Source organism: Pseudomonas rhizosphaerae, from assembly GCF_000761155.1.
GTDB lineage: Bacteria > Pseudomonadota > Gammaproteobacteria > Pseudomonadales > Pseudomonadaceae > Aquipseudomonas > Aquipseudomonas rhizosphaerae.
This window is the reverse complement of record NZ_CP009533.1, coordinates 1548031-1575027: the sequence shown is the minus strand read 5'-3', so window position 1 is coordinate 1575027 and position 26997 is coordinate 1548031. Positions and strand designations below refer to the sequence as shown.

Here is a 26997-nt window from a genome sequence, read left to right as displayed (position 1 = left end):
TTGAAGGTTGTTTTGGGTGAGCAGGAAATTTAATGTGTTATTACATTTTTTATTGTCTTCTTCTTTTTGAGCTTCATTACCAGGCCGATTGGGCCGGTCTCGTACCAACGTTGACCTGTTGCAAGATCCTTACTGCGCTCACCCATCGCTTGCGTTAGCCGATCAAGGAAAACAGCCAGGAGTACCAAGCCCGCTCCGCCGACACTGGCAAGCCCCATGTCAAGCCTGCCAATACCACTGAGCACCATCAGACCGAGACCGCCCACAGAGATCATGGAGGCGACAACCACCATTGAGAGAGAGAGCATAAGAGTCTGATTAAGACCGGCCATCATCGTTGGTGCAGCGAGCGGCAGTTGGACTTTCAAGAGCATTTGCGTGGCCGTGCAACCGAACGCTCTAGCGGCTTCAACCTTGTCTTCGGGTACTTGGCGGATGCCTAGGTTCGTAAGGCGCACTAACGGTGCCACCGAAAAAATTATGGTGACAATCACTCCGGGGACGTTGCCGATACCGAAGAGCATCACTACTGGCACGAGGTATACGAAGGCAGGCAAGGTCTGCATGGCATCCAGCACTGGCCGGATAACCATTTCAAGCCGATCGCTCCGCGCGCTCATTATTCCCAACGGAATCCCGATGACGGCGCAGAAGAAAAGCGACGTCAGTACAAGTGCCAGAGTAACCATTGCATCGTTCCATACACCTATCAAGCCTAGAGCTGTGAGTGTGGCGAAGGTAAATATCGCAATTCTTTTACCACCGATCTGCCAACTGATCAGGGCGGCTAAGATTATAAACACTGTAGGTGGTGCCGAAAGCAACCCGGCTTGAATGCCATCCAATACCTGGTCTACAGGCCACCGAATCGATCGGAAAACATCACGGAAATTTTGCACGAGATATTTCAGAACACCTTCAATCCATGTTCCAAGCGGCACATTTAAAGTTTTAAAAGGATCAAGAATATTAAAGTCAGACATAGCCCACCTCAGAAACGGCCCGGAAGCTGATCGTAGATTTAGCGGCTGCTCAAGCAGCTTAGAAGATGACCTTGCGAAATCGTACCTTTATACATGCCCTTGCTATCCACGACGGGTATAGGGGTCTGCGAGGTGGCAACGACGGACACAATCTCTTTTAATAAGGCGTCAGCATTGATAGGCGTATGTCGGCCTGGCTCAAAAACAATCCCCGAGTCCAATTGCGCAATATCCCCGGCGCGCAGGATGCGACTGGTATCGAAACCTTCGAAAAAATCCTTGACGTATTTGTTCACGGGATTGCAAAGCAATTCGCGTGGCGTTCCAATCTGAACCACACGGCCACCCTCCATGATTGCGATACGGTGACCGATACGAACGGCTTCTTCGATGTCGTGCGAAATGAAAATGATCGTACGGTTCTGCTCAGCCTGAAGCTTGATCAGCTCCCCCTGCATCTCGCTACGAATCATGGGATCAAGCGCTGAGAAGGCTTCGTCCATCAGAAGGATGGCAGGGTCATTAGCCAATGCGCGGGCCAGACCAACGCGCTGCTGCATGCCACCAGACAATTGATGAGGGTAGCTATATTCTTGGCCTGCCAAGCCGACCTGCCGAAGCGCGATCACTGAGCGGCTGTAACGTTCTTTTTCGCTGACACCGCTGATTTCGAGTCCAAAGCTTACGTTATCGATCACGCTCATATGGGGCATAAGCGCGAAAGACTGGAAAACCATACCCATATCTTTTCGGCGCACCTGCAGCAGATCCTTATCAGCTAGACCTGTAATTTCTTTGCCGTTCAGAAAAATAGAGCCGGAGGTAGGTTCTATCAATCGATTGAAGAGACGCACCATGGTGGATTTTCCTGACCCGGAAAGCCCCATGATTACGAAGATTTCGCCACGCTTGACAGAGAAGCTTGCGTTGAATACGCCGATGACTTGTCCAGTTGTTTCAAATACCTCGGCTTTTGTGGCTCCATCACGCAGCATGTTCATGGCCACGTTTGGTTGCGCTCCAAAAACCTTGTACACGTTCTGGACGGATATTATATCGTCAGAGTTATTCATACCTTGCCTCCTTCGCAGCAGCGCACATCGCAATAAGCGACGCGTAGACGCGCGAAATTATTTGTGATGGGCAGTGGTATTGAAATTTTTTCATCTCAACGATTTCCTTGATTTTTTATTTTTACCCCCAGGAATTAGGGTGTTTTTCCAATCTATGCCCAATACCTCATCAGATCCAACAACATTTACAGGTATAATTGGATAACGTAGGGTTATAGATTGGCGCTACAGGCAGGCTAGAGGCTGCGGCGTGCCAGCGAGCGACTTAAGCGCATCGAAAACGACATCGAGCTGCCACTCGGAGGCTCTGTTCCTATACCCTCGCCGGCGATCTAGCACAGCGGCACTGACAGGAGGTTTCGCATGTCGAAGCACGTTGACCCGGATGCAATTCTGCTCAAGATGCCGTCATTACGCGCAGTCAAGGCATTTGTAGCAGCTGCAAAGTACGAGAGCTTCACCCGTGCGGCTGAAGCTCTGTGCGTCTCGCAGGCAGCGATTAGCCGTCAGATCAAGGAGCTTGAAGTTCATCTCGGCGCAGCACTTTTCACGCGGGTCGGCCGCGCGGTGGAACTGACTCCAGCAGGGGCTTTATTTTTCGATGCCGCTCATCTGTCGTTCGTTAATATCGCTCAGGCTGCAGAGCGTATACGCAGCGCCCAGTCCGAGAAACGTGTGCTGACTATCTGTTGCTCACCCGCATTCTCTGCACTATGGCTATCAAGCAATTTGCCGGAATTTTTTGCCCAAAGCGAAGGTATCGAGCTTAATCTTATTACCACGCAGAATTTTCTAACCATGGAACCAGGTGTCCAGCCCGACGCGTTCATCACCAAGATTGCGCGCATACGCGACGGGTACAAAAACTACCATTTGTGCCATGACCTGATTTATCCAGTTTGCACGCCGGCTTTTCTGGAGCAGCATCCTGAGCTCATCTCACTGGAAGGGATTCGTGATTCAGCTTTGCTCAACCTGAGCCCTTATGGCCGTTCGCAGGTAGCCGAACACGTCGATTGGGGCGTCTGGTTTGCCTTCCAGGCCGTTGACCTAGATGACCGTCCTCCTAGCAGTCCACCGATCTTCAATGCCAATGACTACAATTTGATCATTAGTATGGTACTCACTCATCAGGGTATAGCATTGGGCTGGAATCATCTGGTAAGCGGACTGATCGAGAAAGGTCTTCTCATCAGGCCCATTGCTGATCGAGTGCAGCTGCGCAATAGCTGCCACTACCTTGCATGCAAAGAGAACTCGGATAACGATGAGGCCTTACGTAGATTTCGCGAATGGATGCTCGGCAAATTTCCGAGACGCTAGGCTTTTTTTCGTCATAGCCGTCATACGTCCAGAGGCATGCCTTAGGCACCAACCTCTATGCCTCATCACATAAAGTTATCGATAGCACCTAGAAAATGTTGCTCGCTCATTTGCACGGACGCGCTCATCGTAGGGTGACGCGGGCCAAGTTTAGCCAAGCGAGATCATTCAAAGGAGCTTATGGATGTCGCTTTTCCAGTTCTGCCGTGATTTTCACTTTGACCAAGCTCCAGCCAAGACTCAACAAATTCTTAAAAATAGTCTGTTGGACATCCTTGGTGTCATGGCAGGCGCAACTGGCAATGATACGAGTAAGGCAATCCGCCGATACGCCCGGGCGCATTACCCGGGCGGTGAATTTACCAGCCGACTGATATTTGACGGCCACAGAGTAAACGTTCTTGGAGCAAGCTGGGCGGGCGGATTCACTGCCGATAGCCTAGACGCGCATGAAGGCCATTTCACCTCCAAGGGACATGCTGGCGCAACAGTTGTGCCCGCGTTGCTCTCTCTGGCGGATGCATTGGCCCATCAAGGAAAGCCAATAAGCGGTTTCGAATTGTTGACGGCTTTGTGTATTGGCTACGAGACCGCTTTACGCGCCGGTGTGGCTCTAATGGCTACATCACCCACCTATCACGCTTCGGGAGCATTCTCGGCAATCGGCGTCGTATGTGCTGGGGCCAGACTGCTAGATTTCGACGAATCAACGCTTCGGCACGCGTTAGGGATCGCAGAATATTTCAGTGCTCGTTGCCCGATGATGCGCGTTGTGCAATCGCCGACGATGCTGCGCGATGGCCATGGCTCTGGGGCATTCGTGGGCTTGAATGCTTTGCTAATGGCAAAAGAAGGTATGACTGGGGCACCGGCAGAAACCATAGAGGACGCATCCGTCGCGGCGTTTTGGGAAGATCTAGGGCATCGATGGGAGATAGATAGCCAATACTTCAAGCCTTGGCCCGTCTGCCGGTGGGCCCAACCCGCGCTCACAGCAATGGTGGAACTGCTGGAAGCTCATCCCTGTATCAACGTGGCTCAGATAGAGACTATTCGTGTCGAGACCTTTTTTGAGTCGGTTTGCCTACAGGGCCATAGACCATCCAATGCCGACGAGGCCCAATATGCGCTCGCATTCCCCCTCGCGGCATTGATTGTAAGGGGCAAGGTCGGCCCTGAAGAGGTTACGGGCGACTCAATCTTTGCTCCTGATATCCTTGCGATAAGCGCTAAAATTGAGATAGTCGAGGCTGATGATCTGTCGAGGCGTTTTCCGCAAGAGATATTGTCCAGAGTCATTGTTACCATGGTCAACGGCACTATTTTTAGCAGCAAAACCACGGCAGCGAAGGGTGATCCCGAATCTGCGATGACGTTAGGGGAGCTCGAAAGCAAATACGATATGTTCGCATCAGTGTTGCTAGACAAAGCAAGCCGCGAAGAAATCAAAATTGCAGTAAAAAGCTTGGAGCTGTCGTCGTCGGCTGTGGACTCGCTTTCGGTAATTTTCCTAAATTCGCATGCGAACGTGCATCAGTCAGCCTGAAGCGCATGGCAGCCTACGCGTCGAGACACGTGCAAGCACTGTGGACTCATAACCTGCGCTCATTCATTGTCTACATGAAATGTAGTTTGATCCGAGATGATCAGCGGGTATAGGCTGCGGTCATCAGCCATGAGTGAGCGATGGCCATACCTAGCTATTCAGTTGATCTCAAAAGGCGTTCATGTCTAGTTCATTCAACCAAGGCGTAATGGGTACCAGTCAACGCCGTTGACTGCTTTGGAACACAGACGATATTACCACGCTAGATTTAGATATGGCCCCGAAGGTTTGCATCCTGGAGAATAATATGGATTCCAAAAAAACCGTCTTTGACCTAGTTTCTCAGCGCAAGCCCAACCATTCATTACCAGGCGCGCTTTATAGCAGCGAAGAAGTATACCGTCAAGATCTAGAACAGATATGGCACAAGGATTGGATTTTTGCCGGTCATACATTCGAAGTCGCAAAGCCGGGTCAGTATATTACTCTCCAGGTCGGTGACTACCCTGTAGTTATCGTACGCAGTAAAGATGGCGAAGTGAGAGCATTTCATAATGCATGTCGCCATCGCGGCGCTAAAGTCTGTGAAGCTGCACAAGGTAAAGTCGCCAAGCTCGTATGCCCGTACCACAAGTGGACTTTCGAGCTCGATGGCAAATTGCTCTTTGCTGGCAATATGGGCCAGGACTTTGATAAAAGCCAATACAATCTCAAGCCTGTGCATTGCGAAGTGGTTAATACGTTCATCTACGTGTGCGTTGGTGTCGTAAAGCCTGATTTTGAATCCTTTCGTAATGCAGTAGATCCGTTCGTTGCACCGCATAATCTGGAGGACTGCAAAGTCGCTTTCGAGTCTAACATCATCGAAAAGGGGAACTGGAAGCTCGTATTCGAGAATAATCGTGAATGCTACCACTGCGATGGCTCTCACCCTGAGCTTTTGAACTCGTTTGTAGACAATCTTTCAGTGGGCGGCACGAGTGGTGAAGATGATCCGGAGCTAACGGCTTACTGGAACAAGTGCGAAAAGGCAGGTCTTCCTAGCCGTTTGGTCATGGACATTCATGGTCGTTTCCGCATGACCAGAATTCCCTTGTCGTCAGGTGCAGTCAGCTACACGATGGACGGCAAGCCTGCGGTAAATGGTCGTTTGGACAAATCCGGAGAGCCGGACATTGGCGCGTTGCTGTACTTCAATTACCCGTCGACCTGGAACCATTTTTTAGGTGACCACGCGTTGAGCTTTCGTGTGCTGCCTATCAGCGCAACTGAAACATTGGTAACCACTAAGTGGTTAGTCCATAACACGGCAATGGAAGGCGTCGACTACGACCTTGATCGCCTGACCAAGGTTTGGATCGCAACGAATGACCAAGATAGGACACTGGTGGAAGGTACGCAGCGTGGCGTGACCTCCCCCTCGTTTGAACCTGGCCCGTTTTCTGAAACTGCCGAAACCGGCGTTTGCCAATTCGATGATTGGTACTGCAACACCATGCTAGACCGTCTCCAAGGGCCGATCCCTTTAAAATCAGTGAGCTAAGTCAGCGGTGGATGGAGGTGATCCTAATCACCTCCTGATGGCGACATCGATAGCGGAATTATCGATGAGTAAGCGCTTTAGAAAACTATCTACAAACTGACCCAGATGACCCAGATGACGTTGATGCACATCGTTCTAGACGGCAGGAACTAGCATCTTGACGTAGGAATGGCTGGTACTGCCAAAACAGCAGGAGCAAGTCGATCCCCCCATACTGGGGACGCATACCAGTCAGAAGCACATGATCTGGCCGGAGGTGACTTCTAGCTAACGCCTCTGCATCCAAGCGATACTCGTCATCAGCCTCGGGCCTGAACCTCCCCTCCCTAGCTCATGAAGCAGACGTCCAGTTCTCAGCGTTGCTGTGCAGGCGCCTAAAGGAGCCGATGGTAAGCTCGACTTTAGAGTCGAAATCGCTATCCAGCATAAATTGACATACCTTGTAAAACTTTCAACTGTATCAATGCCTCGCGCTAAAGCACTACAATTCATTTTTAGCGCCCAATGAGATAACCAAGGATGGTCAGAAAACAAATCACAGAAGTATTTACTCCTCGCAGCCGCGAAGTCAATCCAAGAATGTACGTACCCCGCCCATACCACGAGAAGGATTTGGCACGGTCATTTTCGCGCCACACTCACACGCTTTTATTCGGTGAGAGCGGGAACGGCAAGACTTGGCTTTACAAAAAGGTTTTGACCGAAAGCAAAACCCCCTACATTGCCGTAAACTGTGCTAACGCGTCCCGCGCAGGATCTCTTACCGCAGAGATTTGCAATTGCATAATCGAGCCAGGCACTGCAATTAAAATGAAATACAACGCAGAGAAAGCCGCTGAAATAAATGCATATTTTGCAAAAGGTGTTTTGAAGCATACAGACACTTTTGACATAACACAAGAAGAACCATTACTCAAAGCATTTAAACTACTATCTGAAGTAGGCAATGAAGGTAAAAACACAAAGAAAATCATAGTCCTTGACAACCTAGAGTCTATTTTCAATACCACACAGCTAATGACAGAGCTTGCTGATCTAATCATCCTATTGGATGATTCAAGATACGCTGATTGCAATATAAACTTTTTGATAGTAGGCGTTCCAAATGGCGTGCTCCATTACTATCGAGAAACAAAAAATGCAGAGTCAGTTGCAAATCGTATATATGAAATTCGCAAGGTTGAAGGGCTTGACTCTGGACAGGTTTTGGAACTGGTAAAGAAAGGATTCATGCAGTTAAGAATCGAGATATCCGCCGAGCAACAAATTGAAATCTCTGATCATGTATGGGATATAACCCTAGGCTTTGCTCAACGCGTACATGAGTATTGTGAAGCTCTTGCGTTCGAGATAAGCGACAACGACTGGTCGTACGATTCCGTTCTTCTGGAAAGGGCAGACGATAGCTGGCTACGTAACAGCCTCCGGCACTGCTATGGTGTTGTCGAAAGCCATTTAAACAGCAGAGAGACCACCGTCGCCCGCAGAAATCAGGTTATATACTGCATAGGAAAATTCACTGGCCATCAGTTTGACTCGTCGGACATAGATAAGCTTATCCGGAAGGAGTTCCCTACAAAAGTTGCAAAACATATGGGGGTCGGAAATATTCTTTCGGAACTAACTAGTGAGCCGACACCCTTATTGTCACGCAACGAAAGAACAGGGTCATATATGATTCGCGATCCGAAGTACCTAATGTGCATCAAGATAATACTAAAAAAAGACAGGAGCTCAGCGAAGGTCATCAAAAGAAACTTTACACGCCATTAAATGTTAAAGGCCAAGTGCTGCGATAAGTGGTGGCATCAACGTTAACGCTCCCGACGGGAGAACAGCCTTTAAAAGGTCTGCTCGGCACCGCCTCCCCTGATCGTAGCACCTCCAATATTCATGGCGTTGAAAAGTGGTTGGGTATTCCTTCTCCAATACCGTTTTCAGCTCAGCACATACTGTTATGTACGCGCTAGCGTCCGGGTAGCGCGTACCTGCTTCGATCAGAGCGCTCCTAACGATGCGATCACTGCTACCAGGACTCTGCTGATACGCTTATATATTGCTAGCGAATCATTCCACCTTAACTATTTACACTACAAGCCACGTAGAACCGCCAGAGGTATGCACTGTTTTCCTCTTATGAATACAACAGTGGAAGCAAATCACTCATCATTCGATACCGTGAAGCTCTTTCCAATTGCCTGGATGAACCACGTAACCAAACAGCGCATGGCCCCCGTACGTCAGCTCGGTACCTTCGGGAATCCACAGCATCTGTCCGGGCTCGACCTTGTACCGCTTGCCATTCGCGCACAGATTGAAGCAGCCTTCAATGACGAAGATAACCTCGTCATACAGCACTGTCCAAGCTACTTCTGCCCCTTCCCAGCGGGCAAAGCCCACGCCCATATTGGGAGAGACCTCGTTGCTCAAAGCTCTGGCGACGCTGGCCCCTCCGGGGGGGCCTCCCCGATGGTTAAATAACAGGTCACGATGGTCAACTAACAGAACCGTTTTTTTTACCGCACATTGTGGTGTACTCACAGCTCACTCCTGCTGTTCCAGGCTGCCCAACGAATCCGCGTGCGCACGCCTAGGCCTAGAAAGGGCTCAGGAGGATTCAAAGACGGCATTCCGGTCACAGCCTGGATGTCCTGAAGCTGCTGTGAATCCGCGCCGACTACCCTGTCGGCCAGCAAACGACCCGACACCGTGCCCCAAGCTGCGCCAACCCCATTGTCACAGGCCGTCGCGAACACCCCTTCGTTTACTTTTCCAAAGAAATTGGTGAAGTTGCGAGATATCGCATAGGTGCCGCCCCAGGTATGAGTGAAGGGAACGTGCTGTAATCCTGGGTAGCGAGCCAGAAACGCCTTGCGGTGATCATTTCGTATGCTCTCGCGAGTGACTGAGTTAACACTGTGCCCATAGCGCGGCACGTGCTTATAGGTGTTGCGGATGATCAAGCGGCGGTCTTGAGTCATACGCACCGTTGTTCCCGCATGATCAGCTGGCGTCAGCCCCCAATCTGCCTGGATGCCAGTTGATGCCATTTCTTCGTCTGTAAGCGGGCGCGTCCAACTGGCGAAAGTCATCACAGGCAACAAGCGATTACGCAGGTAGCCGAATTCTTGAGTAAAGATGCTGGTGCTAAGCAGAACGCTGGGCGTACGAAGCAAACCGTGGTCGCCTGTCAAAAGCCACGCCCCTGATGAATCCCTTTCCAGACCACGGATAGGCGACTCTTCCAGAACCTCCACGTTTTCAGGCAGTGATGCGCCTAACCCTCGCACCAGTGCAGCAGGCTGCATCAGGTAGCACCCGGGGGTGTAAATCGCGCGGCTGTAGTGCGAGGTTCCCAGAACACCTTTCAGCTCGGCCTGCTCAACAACCCGATAATCTTCGCCCAGGTTATCCAGCAACGACCGGAAATGGTCTAGATATGCCAAGCCACGGGGGCCCACCGCCCCTTGGTATTTGCCGGCATGCGACCATTGGCACTCGATCCCATATTGTTTAATCAAAGATCCCAGTTGGGCGATAGCCGAGCGGTTCAGCCCTAGCAAACGCTGCTTGTGTTGCGGATCAGGATGCTCCAAAGCGAACTTATGGGGCAGATCGATTACGAAACCGGAGTTTCGACCAGAAGCGCCATATCCCACGCGCTGGGCGTCGACCAACACGATACGCGCGTGGGGGCAATGCTCAGCCAAACGGCGGGCTGCGGCAAGCCCCGCAAAGCCGGCGCCGATCACCACATGGTCGGCGGTGTGGTGCCCTTCCAGCCGTTTGGCGGACATGGGAGGGGGCAATGCGGCGTACCAACCGCAGTCCGTATCATCAAAAGGCAGTTTAACAATACTGTTCATGACCAGGCCTCACGCCACGTTTTGTTGTTGTGTGGCTTGGCAGCGTTGCAGCCAAGTAGATCGTTGCGTCTGCGCTTGCTTCCCGAGAAGAACAAAGCCACGTAGACCGCCTTGTAGGTCGTGGAAAGCAGCGCATAGGCCATCCTCTGTGACGTCGCACCGCCAGGAACCTTCCGTGCCATGAGACGGCAGTAGCAGACTCAGTGGTGCGGCCGGCGTCTTTACCATTACGGGCATGAGCGGATAGCTCACAGGTGTTGGTTGCCCCAGCAGTGTCTTCGTCAGTGCCTGGATGCCCTGGTTGATTGGCGCCAAATATGGCAAAAGCTGCCCTTCGATCTCGATACAATCGCCCAAGGCGTACACACCCTGATGCGATGTCTGAAGGAACGTATCGGTCAGGATGCCTCGGTCGCACTCGATACCAGCGGCTCGTGCCAGCTCGACATTGGGACGCAAACCGATCGCAGACAACACAATGTCCGCTTCAACCCGCTCCTCGTTAGCCAGCGTCAGGCTGTATCCAACTGCAAGGCGGTCAACGCGCTGAAGCGTAGTACCCAGGTGCCAACGAACGCCCAGATCGGACAAGGCGTTGCGCAGTTGCACGCCGACCTGTTCCGGTAGTAGACGCTCCATGGGCCAGGCCCCCAATCCAATGACCTGAACCTCGTAACCGCTCGCTGCCAGATCATTGGCAAACTCGCAACCGATCAAACCGTCACCCAGGATTGCTACGCGCCTTCCCACAGTCAGCCGGTCGCGGAACGCATGGTAGTCATGGAGATTGTTCACACTCACTAGCGCATCCGCTGCCCCTTTTATAGGCAGTCGCACCGGTGATGCGCCGCTGGCGAGGATAAGATTTCCATAGCGCATTTCACCCAAGTTGGTGAAAAGGCGCCGAGACTGCGTATCGATTCGGTGGACGCAGCAATGCGGGTAGACGCGGATGCCTAGCCTTTCCTCAATAGCCAGCGGCGTTTCGCTGGCCAAGGTGGCAGGTTCACGTCCCTGCGCGAGTGCAATAGAGAGGGCTGGCTTGGAGTAGTTGTCCCCATCCTCCTGGGTAACCACCCGGATCTCTACGTCAGGATTTGCTTTGCGCAGTGCTTGGGCGAGGCCGTAACCTGCGTAGCCGCTACCGATGATGACGATTGGCTGTTCAAGAGTCGCCGCCAGTTGCTGAGGCAGTACCGCCGCGGCAGGCAATTCAGGTGCAGGCGCTTGAGCCACCGCCGTCACAGGCTCGCTAATCTCAAGCATCTCGAAGTCGGCCTTGCCAACCTTGCATTCTGGGCACAGCCAATCGTCAGGAATGTCCTCCCATCTTGTCCCTGGGGCGATTCCATCGTCCGGCCAGCCGAGCGCTTCGTCATATATCCAGCCGCAGATGATGCACAGCCACTTCTTGAATGCGATTTCCATCATTCCCCCTTGACCCGAATGGCAAGGTTCTTAGTACGTACATAGCTGTACAGCGCCTCTTGGCCCTTTTCGCGACCGAAGCCCGACAGGCCTACACCACCAAATGGCGTCTCAATACCGCCGGCGTACCATTCATTGACGAACACCTGGCCGGCTCGTAGACGGCGCGAACAACGCAGAGCCCGGTTGAGATCCAGGGTGAATACGCCCGCAACGAGGCCGAAATCGGTGCCGTTGGCAATAGCGATTGCCTCCTCCTCCGAGTCGAATGCGATCGCGGCCAGCACCGGGCCAAACACCTCGACCTGTGCAATGCTCATCTGGGGCGTGACGTCCCGGAATACGGTTGGGCGCATAAAATGCCCCGAGCGATCAGAAACGCCCTCTCCACCTGTGGCGACCACTGCTCCCTCTTCCTGGGCTTGACGGCAGAGGGCCTCGATTCCTTTCAATTGGGCTGCAGATATCACAGGCGTAATGTCTGCGTTTTCCTCGCCTGGCCCAATGTGAAGGGTCTCAACCATGGCGACGATGGCATCCACGACCTCGTCGTAGATCGAGCGATGAATGAGAATGCGCGACATAGCCGAGCAAACCTGACCCGCGTTGAAGAAAATGCCATCGCGAACGCTGTTCAAGACCTGCTCGCGGTCGGCATCAGCGAAAACCACAGCGGCGGACTTGCCGCCAAGCTCCATCACGCTCGGCACAGCATTTTCTGCAGCGGCCCGCAGAATACTTTGTCCGGTCGGAACGGAGCCGGTAAACACGATCTGATCGATGTGCTTGCTGGACACCATGTGTGCCCCCACATCACGGCCGCGACCGCATAACAAATTGACAGCGCCACGCGGCAAGCTAGCTCGTTCCAAAGCTTTCAAGAGCACACACAGCCCCAGTGGCGAGAGCTCCGGGGATTTGATGATCACCGCGTTGCCAGCAGCCAGGGCCGGCGCCAGCGAGCGAGCACAGATTGACACTGGAAAGTTCCAAGGAACGATTTGCAGCGATACGCCCATTGGGTCATAGACGGTAAAGTCCATGTACCCGTTACCCAACGGGATAGAGGTGCCTTCGATCTTATCGGCCATGCCCGCGTAGTACTCGAAGTAACGCGCAGCTTCATCAAACTCCCCCTTTGCGTCCCGGAGGGTCTTGCCATTCTCAGCACACAACACTTGTGCGCCTTCATTGGCAATGGCGCGAATTTGCGCGGCAATTTCGAGCAACCACGTCACGCGCTGCGCCGGGCGAGCGCGGGTCAGCTCGCCACTGTCAGCGCAGCGGCGAGCGGCCTCCAGAGCCCGGTCAGCGTCGGCAACGCTCGCCTGAGCAATAGTCGCCACAGGCTGATTGTGGGCGGGCGCCAGAATAGTCAGACGTTCTGCGCTGTCGACCCACTCTCCGTCGATAAAGTTGAGCCAGTGCTGGGTAGTCATAGGATTCTCCTGGCTCACGCCTGCTTGGCTGTATCGAGAAGTTGCTGGGCCGTCCATTTGTGGAAGTAATGCGTTGGAATGTCCATTTCGGGGGAAAACGCACCGCCGTTGTAGCCAGGCGAACTGCGGCCCTTTTGCATTCCTTCGACCGAAGCGATGTCTTCTGCGAACACCACACGCCACGAATCCATCACCGCCTTGCGGGCAGCCTCGTATTTAGGCTCCAGTGCTTGGTCACCCACATAAAACAGGCGCAGATGCTCTACAGTTTTGCCAGGCTCGATGGGCTCAAGCATCATTGCGAACGCGTGATCCGCCTGGATACCCAGTAAGACGTTAGGGAAAAAGGCTACGTACTCGGCGTTGCGCATGCGATCCGCCGGCCAGGAAGGGAATGTCGGCAGGTGCGTACCCGCCACATCCGACAGGTTGTAGGCGTAGCTGCCCTGCCCTGCAAACTGGTCGAACAGGATGTTGTAGTGGTCTTCAAGGCGCGAATAGGTATTCAGACTTGGATGTACCCAAGGCAGGTGATACGCCTCACAATAGTTCTCGACCGCAAGCTTCCAGTTGCATTTCACTTCGATAGCCATCGCGCCACCGTTTGACTCACGGCGCATCAGACTCATGCCGTCAGTGCCCAGAAACTGCGTCCAGCGTTCGGTTAGCGGAGCCAACGCGTCTTGCAAAGCTGGGGCGTCACCGGACAGGTTGACAAAAACCATGTCCATCCAGATCTCGCTACGCAGAGGTTTGAGGCCATGCTTCTCGCAGGCAAAGCGCTCGTCTTTGTGCTGGTTGATGCCTCCGACATGAGGCGTGCCGCGCAGCGCGCCATTCAGATCGTACGTCCAAGAGTGGTATGGGCAGCGAATGACGCCTTGTACTTCACCTGGTTCCTGTACCAGCTTTACCCCGCGATGGCTGCAAACGTTATGGAAAACCTGCACGCGGCCCTCACGGTTGCGCATCATCAGCAGCGGTAGCCCCATGAAATCTACGGGCTTAACATATGCGTTCGTGGGCAAATCGGATGCGAAACCAATGCACGCCCAGTTACGGCCCATTACATGGTCGCGATCCATCTCGAAGTAAAGATTATCGGTGTAGAAGGGGTTAGTCAGGCCATGGGCCTGCTCGATGGGGGACAGTACGGTTTCCAGGATTTCTACAGGAATCAGGTTTGCGGTGCCCATTATTGTTATCTCCAAATCGCACGTTATAAGGGCTGTGGTACTAGCCCTTGCACGGCAGATTCTTCAGATTAACGAGCCTCGCACGCAAACGATTTTTTGGGGCTTATTGATGAGATTTTGTCATTTATAGCTTTTTATCAGGATGCTCTGCTGAGCCTGCTATTCATTCCTAAATCTCATCATATGATGAGTTTAAATGGTTTGTTGGGATTCCTGCTCTCGCTCATCTTGGTACGGCTATTTATCCCATAGCGTATCGCGCTGCACCGCAGCGCATTAAAACAATAAGGGAGAACCCTGATGCGTGCAAAAAGCGGCCTTTTCAAGGGCCTCAATCCCGTTGTAACAATCTGTTCTGTCACTATAGTTCTTGCCTTTGTCGTGCTATGCGCAACGCAAGGAGAGCAAGCAGCACAATCTTTCAAAACCGCGTCAGACGCGATCCTCGATAACTTCAAATGGTTCTATCTCGCGGTAGTAAGTGGCCTGCTCGGGGCTTTGATCCTGATAGCTATCAGCCGGTATGGCACTCTGAAATTAGGGCGAGAGCACGATACGCCTGAGTTCAGTTTTCCTGCCTGGATCTCCATGCTGTTCAGCGCAGGCATGGGGATTGGCCTGATCTTCTGGTCGGTCGCCGAACCTGTGTTGCACTATTCAACCAACCCGTTCAGCCAGGGGCTCACTGACGAGTCGGCCACAGTAGCCATGCGCTTGACCTTGTTCCATTGGGGGCTGCACCCATGGGCAATCTTCACAACCATCGGGCTAGGTCTCGCTTATTTCGCTTACTGTAAAGGCTTGCCCTTAGCGCTACGCTCTATCCTCTACCCCATAATAGGGGAGCGAATCTACGGGCCAATCGGGCATGTCGTTGACATCCTCGGCGTGTGCATCACGGCGTTCGGTGTTTCCCAATCGCTCGGTTTGGGAGTTATGCAGATCAACACTGGACTCAACCAGGTCTTCCAAGTACCTGTGAGTATCACGCTGCAGTTAATGATCATCGCGGTGGTGAGCGTGATTGCAGCCATATCGTTGGTCGCAGGCGTGTCGAAAGGGATGAAACGTCTGTCCACGCTCAATATGTGGATGTCGTTCGGCCTGATGTTGATCGTCATGGCATTAGGCCCCACGCGCTATATCCTGGAGTTTCTGTTCGAAGCTACCGGAGACTACTTCCAGCACTTGGTGGGCTTAAGTTTATGGACAGACACCCAAGCTAATTCTACGTGGCAAAAGAGTTGGACAGCATTCTACTGGCCGTGGTGGATGACGTGGGGCCCGTTCGTGGGTTTGTTCATCGCACGTATTTCTCGCGGTAGAACGATTCGTGAACTGGTCATCGGAGCATTGTTGGTGCCCACATTGGTCACCATCCTATGGATGACAGTTTTCGGCGGCACAGCACTCAAGGACGAACAAGACGCTCGTCGGCTCAGCGCGCAACAAGTAACCACAGAACAAAGTGCGGGATCAGCATACGAAGGAGGGCCGCTCTTGCAGGCCACAAAGAAAGAGACCACTGCAGCGATGTTCACCTTGCTGGAGCGTCTCGATGGGCCTGTGGTAGGGGGAGTGCTCTGCATTTTTGTCTGCCTGCTCTTGGCGGTGCATTTCGTTACAGCGGCAGACGCGGGAACTCAGGTGCTGTGCATGCTGAACTCTGTAGGCAGTATCAACCCGCCTAATTGGATCAGGGTGCTCTGGTGTTTCTTGGAAGGTGCGATCGCTGCGGGGTTGTTATTGGCTGGAGGACTGATCGCAGTTCAGATGGCGAGCATCGTGATCGGCTTCCCTATAGCGCTGTTCCTCGTGGTTACCTTGTATAGCCTTCTACGAAGCTTGCGACAGGATACGGTTTGGCCAGTGCAGACGATGGTCATGCGCGCACCTGCCGATTCCGCCTCAATACGGCAGCTAGAGCCGGATGAAGCGCGTCCGCTAACGGCGCTGCGAGAGACCGCCTGAAACAATAGCGATCGTGATTGAGCGCCACCCGTATAATCCTTACGGTGGCGCTCCAAGCGCTTGTATTGAACAATGCTAAGGCATCGCAGGGATGCAACAGATATTAGTTGGCGCATCCGTTCGGGAAAGCCCCACCTAGCCTCATGGAGCCAAGAGATGATGCACACTAATATCGGAGTGGGCACCAGCCCCAGCCTTCCAAGCGGACACTTCATAAACCCAACACGCCGTTCCTGTTTGAAATCCTCAAGACTCAGATCATTCAAGAACGTATCCAGCACGACGCTTTAGTTGGCATTATCGCCCCACCCATATTCTCAGTTTAAGTATGGATAAGCGATAGATAACGCCACACTCTCGTAAGCATGCGGTGAACTCATCGAGACACGCGCGCAATAATGGTGGCTGGGGCTCGACTGATGTCTGGGGCTCTATTTCCTATCGAGAATTTTCCGCGAAGCGCGCTGCACTGCCATCAAAATAACTCATGATCGCGGATCAAGTACCAATGCACGGACGCCAGCAAAGAGTGGCTCCGCTTGATCCCAACTACCGGCTCGTTCGCGGCAACCCACCGTCTCGTTCTCAAGGCGTGCCATGAAGTCGTGCGTATAATGCGCTCCCTCAAAATTGCTTAAGCTGCCGAATGAAAAAACTGCTCTGGGGTAGTAGCGCTAGCCCTCTCGATCACCACCTCCGCCTTCTCAAGCCCGCCATCAACTTTTTCCGAAGCCAAGGTCATCGCCAAGCAAAAAATCTATTTCGACCAAGCGAACAGTGCCTTTGGCGAGTTGTACTGTGGCTGCAAGTGGACGTGGGGTAGGTAAATTAGGTGGCCGTATCGATGCTAAGTCGTGTGGACTCAAGGCGAGAAAACAAGAAACTCGATCAGAGCGCACTGAGTGGGAACACTTAGTTCCAGCCTGGACACCACCAACGGCAATTTTGGCAGAACGGTGGTCGCGAGAATTGCGTGGACGGTGATCCGGTGTTCCGCGCGATGAAGGCAGACTTTTTCAACCTCTACAGACGGATGTCGCGCTCGGCAATGCGTCATGATGCGAAGTTCCAATTGTAATGAGATCTATATGCCCTCGAGTGGAGTTTGATTTGCTCTTCAATGACTGTGACAGCCTGACTGGCCAGGCTATATTTCGCATCTGTTACTCAAAGAAAAACTGGTCATTATAGCGAGCCCTGCGGCGCTAACGGATTTTCGCGCTATGTCACCAGCGCACGTTGTTGATCATGTTTTGTTGAATGTCGTCTCTCGACCCAATGCGTGGTCTGATTGGTTTGACCGCTACAACCTTGGTCATAGAAGTATGCGTACCGGCCCAGGTTTCGAGCTCACTGCCCACCTCATTCAGGCCGTATCAGTGGGCATTGGTATCGGGCTTGTTCCTGACATTCTGGTGCAGGACGAACTCAAATCCGGAGCGCTGATAGCACTGTTCGACCCGATGGAAAGCGATCGCAAATACTACCTTGCGTATGCCACACGCTATCAACATTTGCCAGCGCTTGCGACCTTCAGTGCTTGGCTGCTGTCCCTACCGTTCCCGGATTAAAAATACATGGAACAAACACCACAGCAATGCTCGGTGGAACTTTGAGCACTGTGTGGCGAGGCCGTTCTCGATAACCAAAACGCTGGAATTATTCAGATGCTACCGTCATATAAAGCTCCAAACACCCGGCGCTCATACTGAATCATCACGCTGTCGAGTAGCTTGCCAACAGATTAGCGATCCTGCTGTAACTAGCACTGCCCCCTGCCAAAACTGCATGTTCAGCACGGCTCCTAACCATACTGCAGCAAATGCCGACGCCAGCACGGGGGCGAGGTAGGATGCGGTGGCCAGCAAGGTCATATTTCCGCGTAAGATGCCGATGTTCCAGAGCGCGTAGCCGCCAGCCATTGCGACAGCAGCGGCTACAAGCTCAAGGCTGCCACCCAAGCTGATTGCTGGAATCATCTCGCTGCTGAACAGATATTTCAGCCAAAGCACAATTGCGGTCAAGACGAAGAATAACCCCACCAGATTTTGCCCGTTCGCATACCGCCGAGTAACGTTGCAATACAAGGCGAACGTAATCCCGCAGCCTAGTGCGAGGCTGTAGCTAAGCGGGTTTGACTGAACGTTTGCGATGATGCCTAGCAATGACAAACCATCCCCACTGACTACCCATAAAATGCCAAAGAGAGCGATAGCAGTACCAGGAATGATGATCCACCGCGCCTTTTGGCCATTCATGATGATCGCTAGAACAACGGTGAGGCATGGCCATAGGTAGTTCACCACGCCAAGCTCGATTGCCTGAGTACGGTTGCTGGCAAATCCCAGAGCAAGTGAAAGACACACCTCATAAGCGACAAATAGGGCACTGCCCAAGAATAGATAAAGCTTTGATATCGAACGAAGGCGAGGTTTTCCCAGCAAGCAAACAAGCAGGATTGCGCCCAATGTGTAAATCATCGCGGCACCACCCAATGGGCCGAAGATTTCACTGACACTTCGAATCAATCCTGCGGCGGTGCTCCACAAAATAATAGCCACTAATCCACACGTTGTGGCGGCAAGCTCACTTTTAATTCGCATCATAGCGCTCTGTGATCTGCTGAATATGCATCAGGTCTTCACGTCCACGCGAGTTATCACCTTGAGCATAAGTCCCGAACTTTTCAAAGGAGGGCTCGAACGTGGCAACATCCCACCGCTCCGGTGCAAAAAAAAGCGCACATACCAAGATGTGCGCAAAGAGTTAACTTTTACAGAAAAGCGCTACACAATCCTGAGAGCTTTTAGGGATGAATCCAACGACCGAGCCTGGATATCTTGATACAACGAAAATTCGTCACGAACCCCACTGCCCAATGCAGTCTCAAACTCATTTCGGGATGACCCAGAAAGACCTGTATCCGAAGCTTCGTCACCCAGGTTGGATTGGAAAATTCCGGCAGCGCTGACCGGAAGGAAATCCTCATACACAAGAGGGCTGTACTTGATCAGCCCCTCCGATATCAAGCCTTTTAGAGGCCATGCTTTCAGATCAGAATCCTGGAAATTCGGTATCTTATCGAGCGCCGGATAGTACCTGACGAAAACCAAATCATTGTCGTGCAGCGATTTGATATCGTCCGGAAAATCCTGAAACACACGCTGGAGAATTTCAGCATATTGGTGCGCGTTGACTTCGGATGGAGGCGCACCCAATTCGGCTTTGGCAATGAGCAAGAGCCTGTCATAGAGTTCACGGCCTTTAATAGTAAGTGCTGCTCCTCGCTGCTCAATCTCGCCAAACCGAGCCGAGTGACTGCCATTTACCTCTCCACCGTCACCCGGGAAAGCGATGTGCTCGTTGAGAGCTTTGAAGCTGGTTTGCCGAAGGAGAATATCGACCTTGCGCTTCGGAGGCCCTTCAATCACAGCTTTAGGGACGATGCCCTTGGACGGCATGCTGGCCTGAACCGCATCGATATCGAGAGTTCGAGGTGTCAGATGGTTGATATGTGGGCCCTTGAATGCGACCACGTCGGCAATGAGGCGATGCTGTTGCTGAAGTTTGTTAAAGGTTTCTAGGCTGACAGTGGCCGAACTATGCCATCTGAAGGTCTCAAGTGCCTCTGCAACGAATACCTCTGCTTGTTCGAACGTGAGCCCACCATTGGACTCATGGAGTTGGATCAGCTCGATTACTTTGGGGGTGAAAATATTCCTGGCTTGAAGGGCGGCTTGGGCAACTTCTCTGAGTTCTGCATCATCGATGAGTTCTAGCCGTAGGAGCGATGTGAAAACCCGGAACGGGCTTTTGTTGAGCGACTTTTCTTCAACAGCCCTAAACGCGGTGGCATGGACTGGAACGCCGGCGGGAGCGAGATCGTAGTAGCCGACAGGCTCCATTCCCATGATTGCGAACAAACGGCGCAATGTAGACAGCTCACCCGGTGTGCCTACACGAATGGCACCATGACGTTCCATGGACAGGCGATCCAACTCCCCGCCCAGACTCAGGTTCTGCTCAAGCCGTGGATCCCGTTCCATGGTGCCCTTGTTAATGCACGCCACCAAATCCAAAAGCGTTCCATATTGAGGGACTTCACTCTTATACATCTCAGACATTGCAGCAGAAAAAAGTGTTCGGATTTCATCTTTGTTTTTGAATGCGCTAGTGGACATAAGCACTCCTGGGCAAGCGACTGAAGTTTATAGTCGAGGCACATCTATTCGGAAAAATCATCGCGATCCATACCCGCATTAGCTCGGAGTAAATTTCCACGTTATGAATCGGACGCCAACGTTGGTATGCGGTTAGTTAAAGCGAATTTTTTCGTTTCCAATCGCCCGGATAAACAACGTAACCGAAGGTCGCATAGCCAGAGTATTCAAGAACGGTATGTTCGGGGATCCAGAGAAGCTGGCCAGGATGCACTTCATAGGTCTGACCGTTTGCCCTCAATGTGAAACACCCTTCGAAGACAAAGATCACCTCGTCATAAAGAACAGTCCAGGAAACCTCGGCACCTTCCCACTTACCAAATCCCACACCCAGGTTCGGAGAGATATCGTCAGAGAGCGCTCGGACGACACTTGCACTGCCGGGTGGGCCACCACGATGGATGAACTCAAGATCCTTGTGATTAACCACATATACCGGAGTTCTGCCTGTGGTGGACTTCATAGCTCGCTCCGGCTGTTCCATGCTGCCCAACGGATTCGCGTGCGGACACCCATACCCAGAAACGGCTCGGGAGGGTTCAGAGAAGGCATGCCGCTCACATGTCGAATATCGTTCAAGAGCGATGAGTCCGATCCGACCACGCTATCAGCCAGTAACGTGCCGCCGATGGTGCCCCAGGCAGCACCAACGCCGTTGTCACATGCGGACGCATACACGCCTTCATCTAACTTCCCGAAAAAATTGGTGAAGTTCCGGGAGATAGCATACGACCCACCCCAAGTGTGAGTGAATGGAACATTCGCTAGATGTGGGTAGCGAAGCAGCATGGAAACTCGGTGTTTGGCGCGCACCTTGTCTCTCAGATCATCGTTCACACTCTGACCGTACTTTGGAACGTGCTGATACGAGTTTCGAATGATCAGGCGACGATCCTTGGTCATGCGAACCGTGGTACCGGCGTGATCTGCCGGAGTAAGCCCCCAATCTTCAGTAATGCCTGTGGCGTCCATTTCCGCTTGTGTGAGAGGGCGAGTCCAGCTCGCAAACGTCATCACAGGCAGAAGGCGGTTTTTGAGGTAACCAAACTCTTGAGTGAAGATGCTCGTCGTCAGGAGTAGATTTTTCGTCTGTACTGATGCGCCCGCCAGCTCGATAACCCAGTTTCCGCTGCTGCCTTTACGCAGACCGGTAACAGGGGAATTTTCGAACAGCTGAACGTTACTCGGCAGTGAGTCGCCTAATCCACGCACAAGTGCAGCTGGCTGCATGAGGTAGCAGCCGGGAGTGAAGACAGCCTGGGTGTAGTGCGAGGTGCCTAGTACTTTTTGCAGACGATCCCGCTCGACCATCTCAAAAGGCTCCCCCAGATTTCGCATGAGCGAGACAAAATTCTCGAGATAAGCTACGCCACGCTCTCCAACAGCGCCCTGGTATTTACCGGCGTGAGACCATTGGCAGTCGATGTCGTGAGTTTTGATCAGGCCTTCCAGCTTGGAAATCGCGGAACGATTAAGCCGCAACAGAGCCTGTTTGAAATTCGGATCCGGATGTTCCAGCGCCATCTTGTGCGGAAGGTCTATTACGAAGCCAGAGTTACGGCCTGATGCCCCATATCCGACTCGCTGAGCGTCCACTAGGAAAATCGTTGCCTCTGGCTTCAACTCTGCCAGACGTCGCGCAGCAGCAAGACCGGCAAAACCGGCGCCGACCACGACATAGTCCGCGCGCTGCTCACCTTTCAAGACTTTTGAAGGGGTGGGCTTAGGAAGAATGTCATACCAACCACAGTCGCTGTCATCGTTGGGTAAATTAATGGCTTGATTATTCATTTTATTATACTCACCCGATAGGCAATGATTGACATTTTGCGAGCAAATCTGTCCTGCTCTTCTGGGCTTGACGTCCAAGCAACACAAACCCGGTAACTCGGCCCGTCTGATCCTTATGGCTGGCCACTAGACCATCCTGAAGGGAGTCGATATACCAGTCACCCGTGCTGCCGGCAGGTGGCGGAAGAAGAGACAATGGAGCAGACGCCGTCTTCACGGTAATAGGCATCAGTGGGTAGTGGACGGCTGTTGGCTCACCCAAGAGTGTGCGTGCAAGAGCTTTTATACCCTCGTTAATTGGCGCAAGGTATGGAAGCAGTTGCCCATTGATTTCAATGCAATCACCAATGGCATAGATGTCTTTTTCCGACGTCTGGAGCCGAGCATCTACCTTGACGCCACGACCACACTCAATGCCGCTTTCACGTACGAATTCGACATTCGGAAGTAAACCGACAGCGGACAGTACGAAGTCGGCGATCAAAGATTCGCCATTCGCTAGCTCGATGTTGAAATCGTTCTCTCGCTTCTGGATGCTAGAGATGGTTGTCTTTAGGCTCCACTTCACTCCCAGCTCCGAAAGCTTTTCCTGCAGATGAACTCCGGCTGGTTCTGGTAGAAGCCGACCCATAGGCCACGCACCTAATCCAATGATATGTACCTGATATCCAGCAGATGCTAGGTCGTTTGCGAACTCGCAACCAATCAAGCCTTCTCCAAGAATGGCAATGCTCTTTGCGCTTGGAAGCTTTTTCCTGAACAACTCATAATCAGTAAGAGTGTTCACGCTGAGCATCGCATCATGGCTACCGTCCAGCGGAATGCGAATGGGGCTGGCACCACTCGCAATCACAAGTTTGCCAAAGCCAATCTCACCGAAGTTGGTGTGGATACGCTTTTGTTTCGAATCGATTCGCTCAACAAGACAATGTGGGTAGACCCTGATCGAGAGTCGCGACTCAATTTGGAAAGGCGCCTCGTCTATCAACCGTGCTGCGCCTTTATCCTGTGCCAAAGCGATGGATAAGGCCGGTTTGTAATACCTATGGCCGGACTCACTGGTCAAGACACAGATTTCAACATTCGGATCAGCTTTCCGGATAGCTTGAGCAAGTCCATAGCCGGCGTGACCACTACCAATAATCACGATAGGTTCTGCAACCGAAGTCGAACCGATAGGCATAGGAGTTTGAACAACGACTGCTTGAATTGGTGCATGAGCGATAGGCGCAATAATGGGCACAATTGCAGCCGTTTCCGAGTCAGAGATTTCAAGCATCTCAAAATCTGCCTTACCAACTTTGCACTCTGGACATACCCAATCATCTGGAATGTCTTCCCAACGTGTGCCCGGAGTGATCCCGTCATCAGGCCAGCCTACCGCCTCATCATAGATCCAGCCGCAGATAATACAGAGCCACTTTTTCATAGCTTATTACTCACCTGCGACCTTGATAGCCACGTTCTTGGTTCGAACATAGCTATATAGCGCTTCCTGGCCACGTTCACGCCCATACCCGGACAGTCCCACGCCACCGAAAGGCACCTCGATACCGCCGGCATACCACTCGTTGACAAACACTTGGCCTGAACGCAGAAGACGCGCACACCGCATCGCCTTGTTCAGATCCTGAGTGAAGACTCCCGCCACCAAACCGAAGGCAGTGCTGTTCGCGATGGTGATGGCTTCAGGCTCGTCGTCGAAGGGCATGATGACCAAAACAGGCCCAAATACTTCTTCCTGCGCGATATTCATCTCTGGGGAAACATCTTTGAAAATAGTAGGCCGCAGAAAATTGCCCTGGCTGTCGCTTAAAGCTTCGCCACCCGTCACCAGTACTGCCCCTTCTTGCTGAGCACGCTGGCACATTTGCTGAATATGATTCAACTGTCTCGCGGTGATCACCGGAGTGAGATCGTTACCGTCAGCGCCGTTCCCAACAGAAAGTCCCGTAGCAAGATCTTCAACGCGAGAGACGACAGTGTCGTAGATCGAGCGATGAACAACCAATCGTGACATGGCCGAGCACACTTGGCCCGCGTTGAAGAAGATCCCCATGCGTACACTGGCTATAAGTTGGTCAAGATCGGCGTCCGGGAAAACGAGGGCTGCCGACTTCCCGCCGAGCTCCATCACGCAGGGAGTTGCATTCTCTGCAGCAAGTTTCAAGATGGTCTGTCCGGTAGGAACAGAGCCGGTGAAAACAATCTGATCCACTTCTCGCCGAGCAGCAAGGTAAGATCCGATTTCGCGACCACTGCCACAAAGCAGGTTCACCGCGCCGTCAGGAAGACCTGCACGCTCAATGGCCTCGAAGAGGACGCAGATTCCGAGCGGCGAGAGCTCTGGTGACTTCACTACGACTGCATTACCCGCAGCCAGTGCCGGCGCGAGAGCTCTGGCACAGATAGAGACCGGGAAGTTCCATGGGACAATTTGCAGTGACACGCCCATTGGATCGTACACAGTGAAGTCTATGTATCCATTACCCAGTGGAATGGATACACCTTCGATCTTGTCTGCCATACCACCGTAATACTCAAAATATCTGGCGGCCTCAAGGAATTCGTCTAGGGCTTCGGGAACGGTTTTGCCGTTCTCAGCGCACAGGACATGCGCGCCTTCGTCGGCAAGAACGCGAATCTCCTGGGCAATTCGGGTCATCCACTTAACTCGTTCGGCGGGTCGTACCGAAGACAGGAGTCTGGAGTCGGCGCAGCGACGCGCTGCCGCCAGAGCTGCTGCTGCATCGCTAACCGAAGCTTTTGCGATTGTTCCGATGCTTTGATTCGTAGCAGGATTCAACAGCTCGAATCTGGCATCGCTGTCGCACCACTTGCCATCTATAAAATTTAGCCAATGTCTTTGCTTCATGCTCTCAAACTCCCGCCTCAAGCCTGCTCTGTCTGGAGGAGCTTTTCAGCAGCCCAGCGGTGGAAATAGTGTGTTGGCAAATCCATTTCAGGTGAGAACACACCACCGCTGTAGCCTGGTGAACTACGGCCTTTCTGCATGCCCTCTACTGAGGCGATGTCCTCAGCAAACACGACCTTCCAGGACTCCATAATTGCGTTGCGCGATGCGTCATACTTTTCACCTAATGCCTCGTCGCCGATGTAGTACACGCGCAGGTGTTCGATGGTGCGACTTGGGGAAATGGGTTGAAGCATCATTGCGAAAACGTGGTCAGCTTGGATGCCGATCAGCGTATTAGGGAAAAACGCAACGTACTCAGCGTTTTTCGTCCGGTCAGTTGGCCAACTCGGGAAGATTGGCAGGGTTGTACCCGCCACAGTGGACAGGTTATAGGCATAGCTTCCCTGGCCTGCGAACTGGTCGAAAAGGATGTTGTAATGGTCTTCCAGCCGAGAATAGGTGTTCAGGCTTGGGTGAACCCACGGCAGGTGATATGCCTCGCAGAAGTTCTCAACCGCCAGTTTCCAATTGCACTCGACCTCTAGCGCCATCGACCCCCCATCGGCCTCCTTCCTGATTAGGGAAAGGCCATCAGTCCCGAGAAACTGAGTCCAGCGCTCTTTCAGCGGAACCAATACTTCTTCGAGAGGGGTTGCGTCTCCAGACAGATTCACCAGAACCATATCCATGAAAATAGCGCTACGCAAAGGCTTCAGACCATGCTTCTCGCAATTAAATCGGTCATCTTTGTGAACGTCGATACCTCCAACGTGCGGTGTGCCCCTAAGAGCACCATTGAGGTCATAAGTCCAGGAGTGGTAAGGGCAGCGAATAACACCCTGAATAGGGCCGGCTTCCTGTATTAGCTTCACTCCACGATGACTGCAGACGTTGTGGAATACTCTGAGTTCTCCCTCTCTGTTGCGCATCATCAGCAACGGAAGCCCCATGAAATCAACAGGCTTCACATAGGATTTTTGTGGCAGGTCAGTCGCGAAACCGATGCAAGTCCAACCTTTGCCCATCAACTCATCGCGATCCAGCTGAAAGAATTTCTGCTCGGTATAGAATTCATTTGTCAAGCCATGAGCGTGCTCAATCGGATTCAGGACGTTTGTAAGACTCTGAACAGGAATCAGGTTTTTGGATGTCATTGTTATTTTCTCCAACGCCTTGGTGGTCGATGGCGACATTTAAAATTCACTCCTCATTTCAGACAAACGAATTATTCTCAGCCACTCATTACCTTTTGGAATAAATGCACGCCCGACGAAAAGCCAAGGGGCACGATTTTCATTTATTCCTTTAGATCATAAATGCATGAGTATTACTACGTTGCGTCCACGCCTCACAACCAGCATGCTCGACTCGCTCTATCTCTCCAACAACATTTAAAAACAACAGGAGAATCACGGATGGCTTTGAAATCCTGTAGCTGCTCTGCTGTCGCGATACTCGCGGCTCCGACAAACATCGCCACCTCACTCGTGGTGCCTAGCTTTGTCGGCAAAGCCGTTTCAGGATTCGAAGCAGCCCCGGCATCAGGTACAACCGCAATCGACTTACTTATGGCGCAGCCAATACGAACCCGCCTTGCACTTTCTTACAGCACTAATCACGCGCTTTACGAACCTGATGGCGATCTTTAGCAGGGAGACCCACCCATAAACTTTCTAGCTTCATTCTTTCGTAAGTTTCTAA

At 52.4% G+C, this 26997-nt stretch carries 19 protein-coding genes and 2 pseudogenes; 7 read left to right on the top strand and 14 right to left on the bottom strand.

What is annotated here, in order from left to right; translation table 11 throughout:
- Positions 1-29: 29 nt before the first annotated feature.
- A complete protein-coding gene (gene proW / locus LT40_RS07115; protein WP_043188187.1) occupies positions 30-983 on the bottom strand; it encodes a glycine betaine/L-proline ABC transporter permease ProW in 954 nt (317 codons plus the stop codon).
- Positions 984-1021: 38 nt separating this feature from the next.
- Entirely contained in the window at positions 1022-2056 is a 1035-nt protein-coding gene (locus tag LT40_RS07110) for a quaternary amine ABC transporter ATP-binding protein (protein ID WP_043188184.1), read from the bottom strand.
- A gap of 363 nt (positions 2057-2419) precedes the next feature.
- Here LT40_RS07110 and LT40_RS07105 point away from each other — a divergent pair, with 363 nt between their 5' ends.
- The 4 genes from LT40_RS07105 to LT40_RS07090 all read left to right on the top strand — a co-directional run bounded on the left by LT40_RS07105 (position 2420) and on the right by LT40_RS07090 (position 8241).
- Positions 2420-3379, top strand: coding sequence for a LysR family transcriptional regulator (locus tag LT40_RS07105; RefSeq protein WP_043188181.1), 960 nt, complete (start codon positions 2420-2422; stop codon positions 3377-3379).
- 184 nt (positions 3380-3563) lie between these two features.
- Entirely contained in the window at positions 3564-4925 is a 1362-nt protein-coding gene (locus LT40_RS07100; protein WP_043188177.1) for an MmgE/PrpD family protein, read from the top strand.
- A gap of 307 nt (positions 4926-5232) precedes the next feature.
- Complete coding sequence (locus tag LT40_RS07095; protein ID WP_043193421.1) at positions 5233-6468, top strand: aromatic ring-hydroxylating oxygenase subunit alpha; 1236 nt, start codon at positions 5233-5235, stop codon at positions 6466-6468.
- Positions 6469-6987: 519 nt separating this feature from the next.
- Positions 6988-8241 carry an AAA family ATPase gene (locus tag LT40_RS07090; RefSeq protein WP_043188174.1) on the top strand — a complete coding sequence of 418 codons (1254 nt, stop codon included), beginning with the start codon at positions 6988-6990 and terminating at the stop codon, positions 8239-8241.
- 393 nt (positions 8242-8634) lie between these two features.
- On the opposite strand, the gene LT40_RS07085 is transcribed toward LT40_RS07090, so the two are convergent.
- From LT40_RS07085 to LT40_RS07065, 5 genes are read right to left on the bottom strand one after another with little or no spacing between them, the layout of a single operon-like run.
- Positions 8635-9009, bottom strand: a complete 375-nt coding sequence (locus LT40_RS07085; RefSeq protein ID WP_043188171.1) for a cupin domain-containing protein — start codon at positions 9007-9009, stop codon at positions 8635-8637.
- Positions 9006-10334 (bottom strand): NAD(P)/FAD-dependent oxidoreductase, encoded by a 1329-nt coding sequence (locus LT40_RS07080; RefSeq protein ID WP_084139737.1) that lies wholly within the window; start codon positions 10332-10334, stop codon positions 9006-9008. The genes LT40_RS07085 and LT40_RS07080 overlap by 4 nt, the downstream gene beginning before the upstream one ends.
- Before the next feature lie 9 nt (positions 10335-10343).
- Positions 10344-11762, bottom strand: coding sequence for an FAD-dependent oxidoreductase (locus tag LT40_RS07075; protein WP_043193417.1), 1419 nt, complete (start codon positions 11760-11762; stop codon positions 10344-10346).
- Positions 11762-13201: an aldehyde dehydrogenase family protein gene (locus LT40_RS07070; RefSeq protein WP_043188169.1), complete on the bottom strand. Its 1440-nt coding sequence runs from the start codon at positions 13199-13201 to the stop codon at positions 11762-11764. Before LT40_RS07070 ends, LT40_RS07075 begins: the two co-directional genes overlap by 1 nt.
- A gap of 14 nt (positions 13202-13215) precedes the next feature.
- Positions 13216-14397: an aromatic ring-hydroxylating oxygenase subunit alpha gene (locus LT40_RS07065; RefSeq protein WP_043188166.1), complete on the bottom strand. Its 1182-nt coding sequence runs from the start codon at positions 14395-14397 to the stop codon at positions 13216-13218.
- Between the two features lie 300 nt (positions 14398-14697).
- Between LT40_RS07065 and LT40_RS07060 the strand changes: the two genes are divergently transcribed.
- The 3 genes and pseudogenes from LT40_RS07060 to LT40_RS07055 all read left to right on the top strand — a co-directional run.
- Positions 14698-16368 (top strand): BCCT family transporter, encoded by a 1671-nt coding sequence (locus tag LT40_RS07060; RefSeq protein ID WP_084139736.1) that lies wholly within the window; start codon positions 14698-14700, stop codon positions 16366-16368.
- 646 nt (positions 16369-17014) lie between these two features.
- Positions 17015-17395, top strand: a pseudogene (locus tag LT40_RS21125) (endonuclease); the annotation flags it as partial.
- A 109-nt stretch (positions 17396-17504) separates the two neighbouring features.
- Positions 17505-17939, top strand: a pseudogene (locus LT40_RS07055) (LysR substrate-binding domain-containing protein); the annotation flags it as partial.
- A 132-nt stretch (positions 17940-18071) separates the two neighbouring features.
- On the opposite strand, the gene yddG reads toward LT40_RS07055, so the two are convergent.
- The 7 genes from yddG to LT40_RS07020 all read right to left on the bottom strand — a co-directional run bounded on the left by yddG (position 18072) and on the right by LT40_RS07020 (position 26450).
- Positions 18072-18971 carry an aromatic amino acid DMT transporter YddG gene (gene yddG / locus LT40_RS07050; protein WP_043193412.1) on the bottom strand — a complete coding sequence of 300 codons (900 nt, stop codon included), beginning with the start codon at positions 18969-18971 and terminating at the stop codon, positions 18072-18074.
- Between the two features lie 183 nt (positions 18972-19154).
- Complete coding sequence (gene hglS / locus LT40_RS07045; RefSeq protein WP_043188165.1) at positions 19155-20549, bottom strand: 2-oxoadipate dioxygenase/decarboxylase HglS; 1395 nt, start codon at positions 20547-20549, stop codon at positions 19155-19157.
- Positions 20550-20685: 136 nt separating this feature from the next.
- Entirely contained in the window at positions 20686-21051 is a 366-nt protein-coding gene (locus LT40_RS07040; RefSeq protein WP_043188153.1) for an ethanolamine utilization protein EutQ, read from the bottom strand.
- On the bottom strand, positions 21048-22379 hold the full coding sequence (locus tag LT40_RS07035; RefSeq protein ID WP_043188150.1) for an NAD(P)/FAD-dependent oxidoreductase: 1332 nt from the start codon (positions 22377-22379) through the stop codon (positions 21048-21050). Before LT40_RS07035 ends, LT40_RS07040 begins: the two co-directional genes overlap by 4 nt.
- A 10-nt stretch (positions 22380-22389) precedes the next feature.
- Positions 22390-23808: an FAD-dependent oxidoreductase gene (locus LT40_RS07030; protein WP_043188148.1), complete on the bottom strand. Its 1419-nt coding sequence runs from the start codon at positions 23806-23808 to the stop codon at positions 22390-22392.
- Positions 23809-23814: 6 nt separating this feature from the next.
- Complete coding sequence (locus LT40_RS07025) at positions 23815-25254, bottom strand: aldehyde dehydrogenase family protein (protein WP_043193409.1); 1440 nt, start codon at positions 25252-25254, stop codon at positions 23815-23817.
- 17 nt (positions 25255-25271) lie between these two features.
- Complete coding sequence (locus LT40_RS07020; RefSeq protein ID WP_052393507.1) at positions 25272-26450, bottom strand: aromatic ring-hydroxylating oxygenase subunit alpha; 1179 nt, start codon at positions 26448-26450, stop codon at positions 25272-25274.
- Between the last annotated feature and the right edge of the window lie 547 nt (positions 26451-26997).

Bases quoted from the DNA above. Each gene is read 5' to 3' on its own strand.
- yddG (WP_043193412.1), bottom strand. From the start codon at position 18,971: ATGCGAATTAAAAGTGAGCTTGCCGCCACAACGTGTGGATTAGTGGCT.
- LT40_RS07070 (WP_043188169.1), bottom strand. From the start codon at position 13,201: ATGACTACCCAGCACTGGCTCAACTTTATCGACGGAGAGTGGGTCGAC.
- LT40_RS07060 (WP_084139736.1), top strand. From the start codon at position 14,698: ATGCGTGCAAAAAGCGGCCTTTTCAAGGGCCTCAATCCCGTTGTAACA.
- hglS (WP_043188165.1), bottom strand. From the start codon at position 20,549: ATGTCCACTAGCGCATTCAAAAACAAAGATGAAATCCGAACACTTTTT.
- LT40_RS07100 (WP_043188177.1), top strand. From the start codon at position 3,564: ATGTCGCTTTTCCAGTTCTGCCGTGATTTTCACTTTGACCAAGCTCCA.
- LT40_RS07090 (WP_043188174.1), top strand. From the start codon at position 6,988: ATGGTCAGAAAACAAATCACAGAAGTATTTACTCCTCGCAGCCGCGAA.
- LT40_RS07075 (WP_043193417.1), bottom strand. From the start codon at position 11,762: ATGGAAATCGCATTCAAGAAGTGGCTGTGCATCATCTGCGGCTGGATA.
- LT40_RS07030 (WP_043188148.1), bottom strand. From the start codon at position 23,808: ATGAAAAAGTGGCTCTGTATTATCTGCGGCTGGATCTATGATGAGGCG.
- LT40_RS07110 (WP_043188184.1), bottom strand. From the start codon at position 2,056: ATGAATAACTCTGACGATATAATATCCGTCCAGAACGTGTACAAGGTT.
- LT40_RS07105 (WP_043188181.1), top strand. From the start codon at position 2,420: ATGTCGAAGCACGTTGACCCGGATGCAATTCTGCTCAAGATGCCGTCA.
- LT40_RS07035 (WP_043188150.1), bottom strand. From the start codon at position 22,379: ATGAATAATCAAGCCATTAATTTACCCAACGATGACAGCGACTGTGGT.
- LT40_RS07080 (WP_084139737.1), bottom strand. From the start codon at position 10,334: ATGAACAGTATTGTTAAACTGCCTTTTGATGATACGGACTGCGGTTGG.
- LT40_RS07095 (WP_043193421.1), top strand. From the start codon at position 5,233: ATGGATTCCAAAAAAACCGTCTTTGACCTAGTTTCTCAGCGCAAGCCC.
- LT40_RS07040 (WP_043188153.1), bottom strand. From the start codon at position 21,051: ATGAAGTCCACCACAGGCAGAACTCCGGTATATGTGGTTAATCACAAG.
- LT40_RS07065 (WP_043188166.1), bottom strand. From the start codon at position 14,397: ATGGGCACCGCAAACCTGATTCCTGTAGAAATCCTGGAAACCGTACTG.
- LT40_RS07025 (WP_043193409.1), bottom strand. From the start codon at position 25,254: ATGAAGCAAAGACATTGGCTAAATTTTATAGATGGCAAGTGGTGCGAC.
- proW (WP_043188187.1), bottom strand. From the start codon at position 983: ATGTCTGACTTTAATATTCTTGATCCTTTTAAAACTTTAAATGTGCCG.
- LT40_RS07020 (WP_052393507.1), bottom strand. From the start codon at position 26,450: ATGACATCCAAAAACCTGATTCCTGTTCAGAGTCTTACAAACGTCCTG.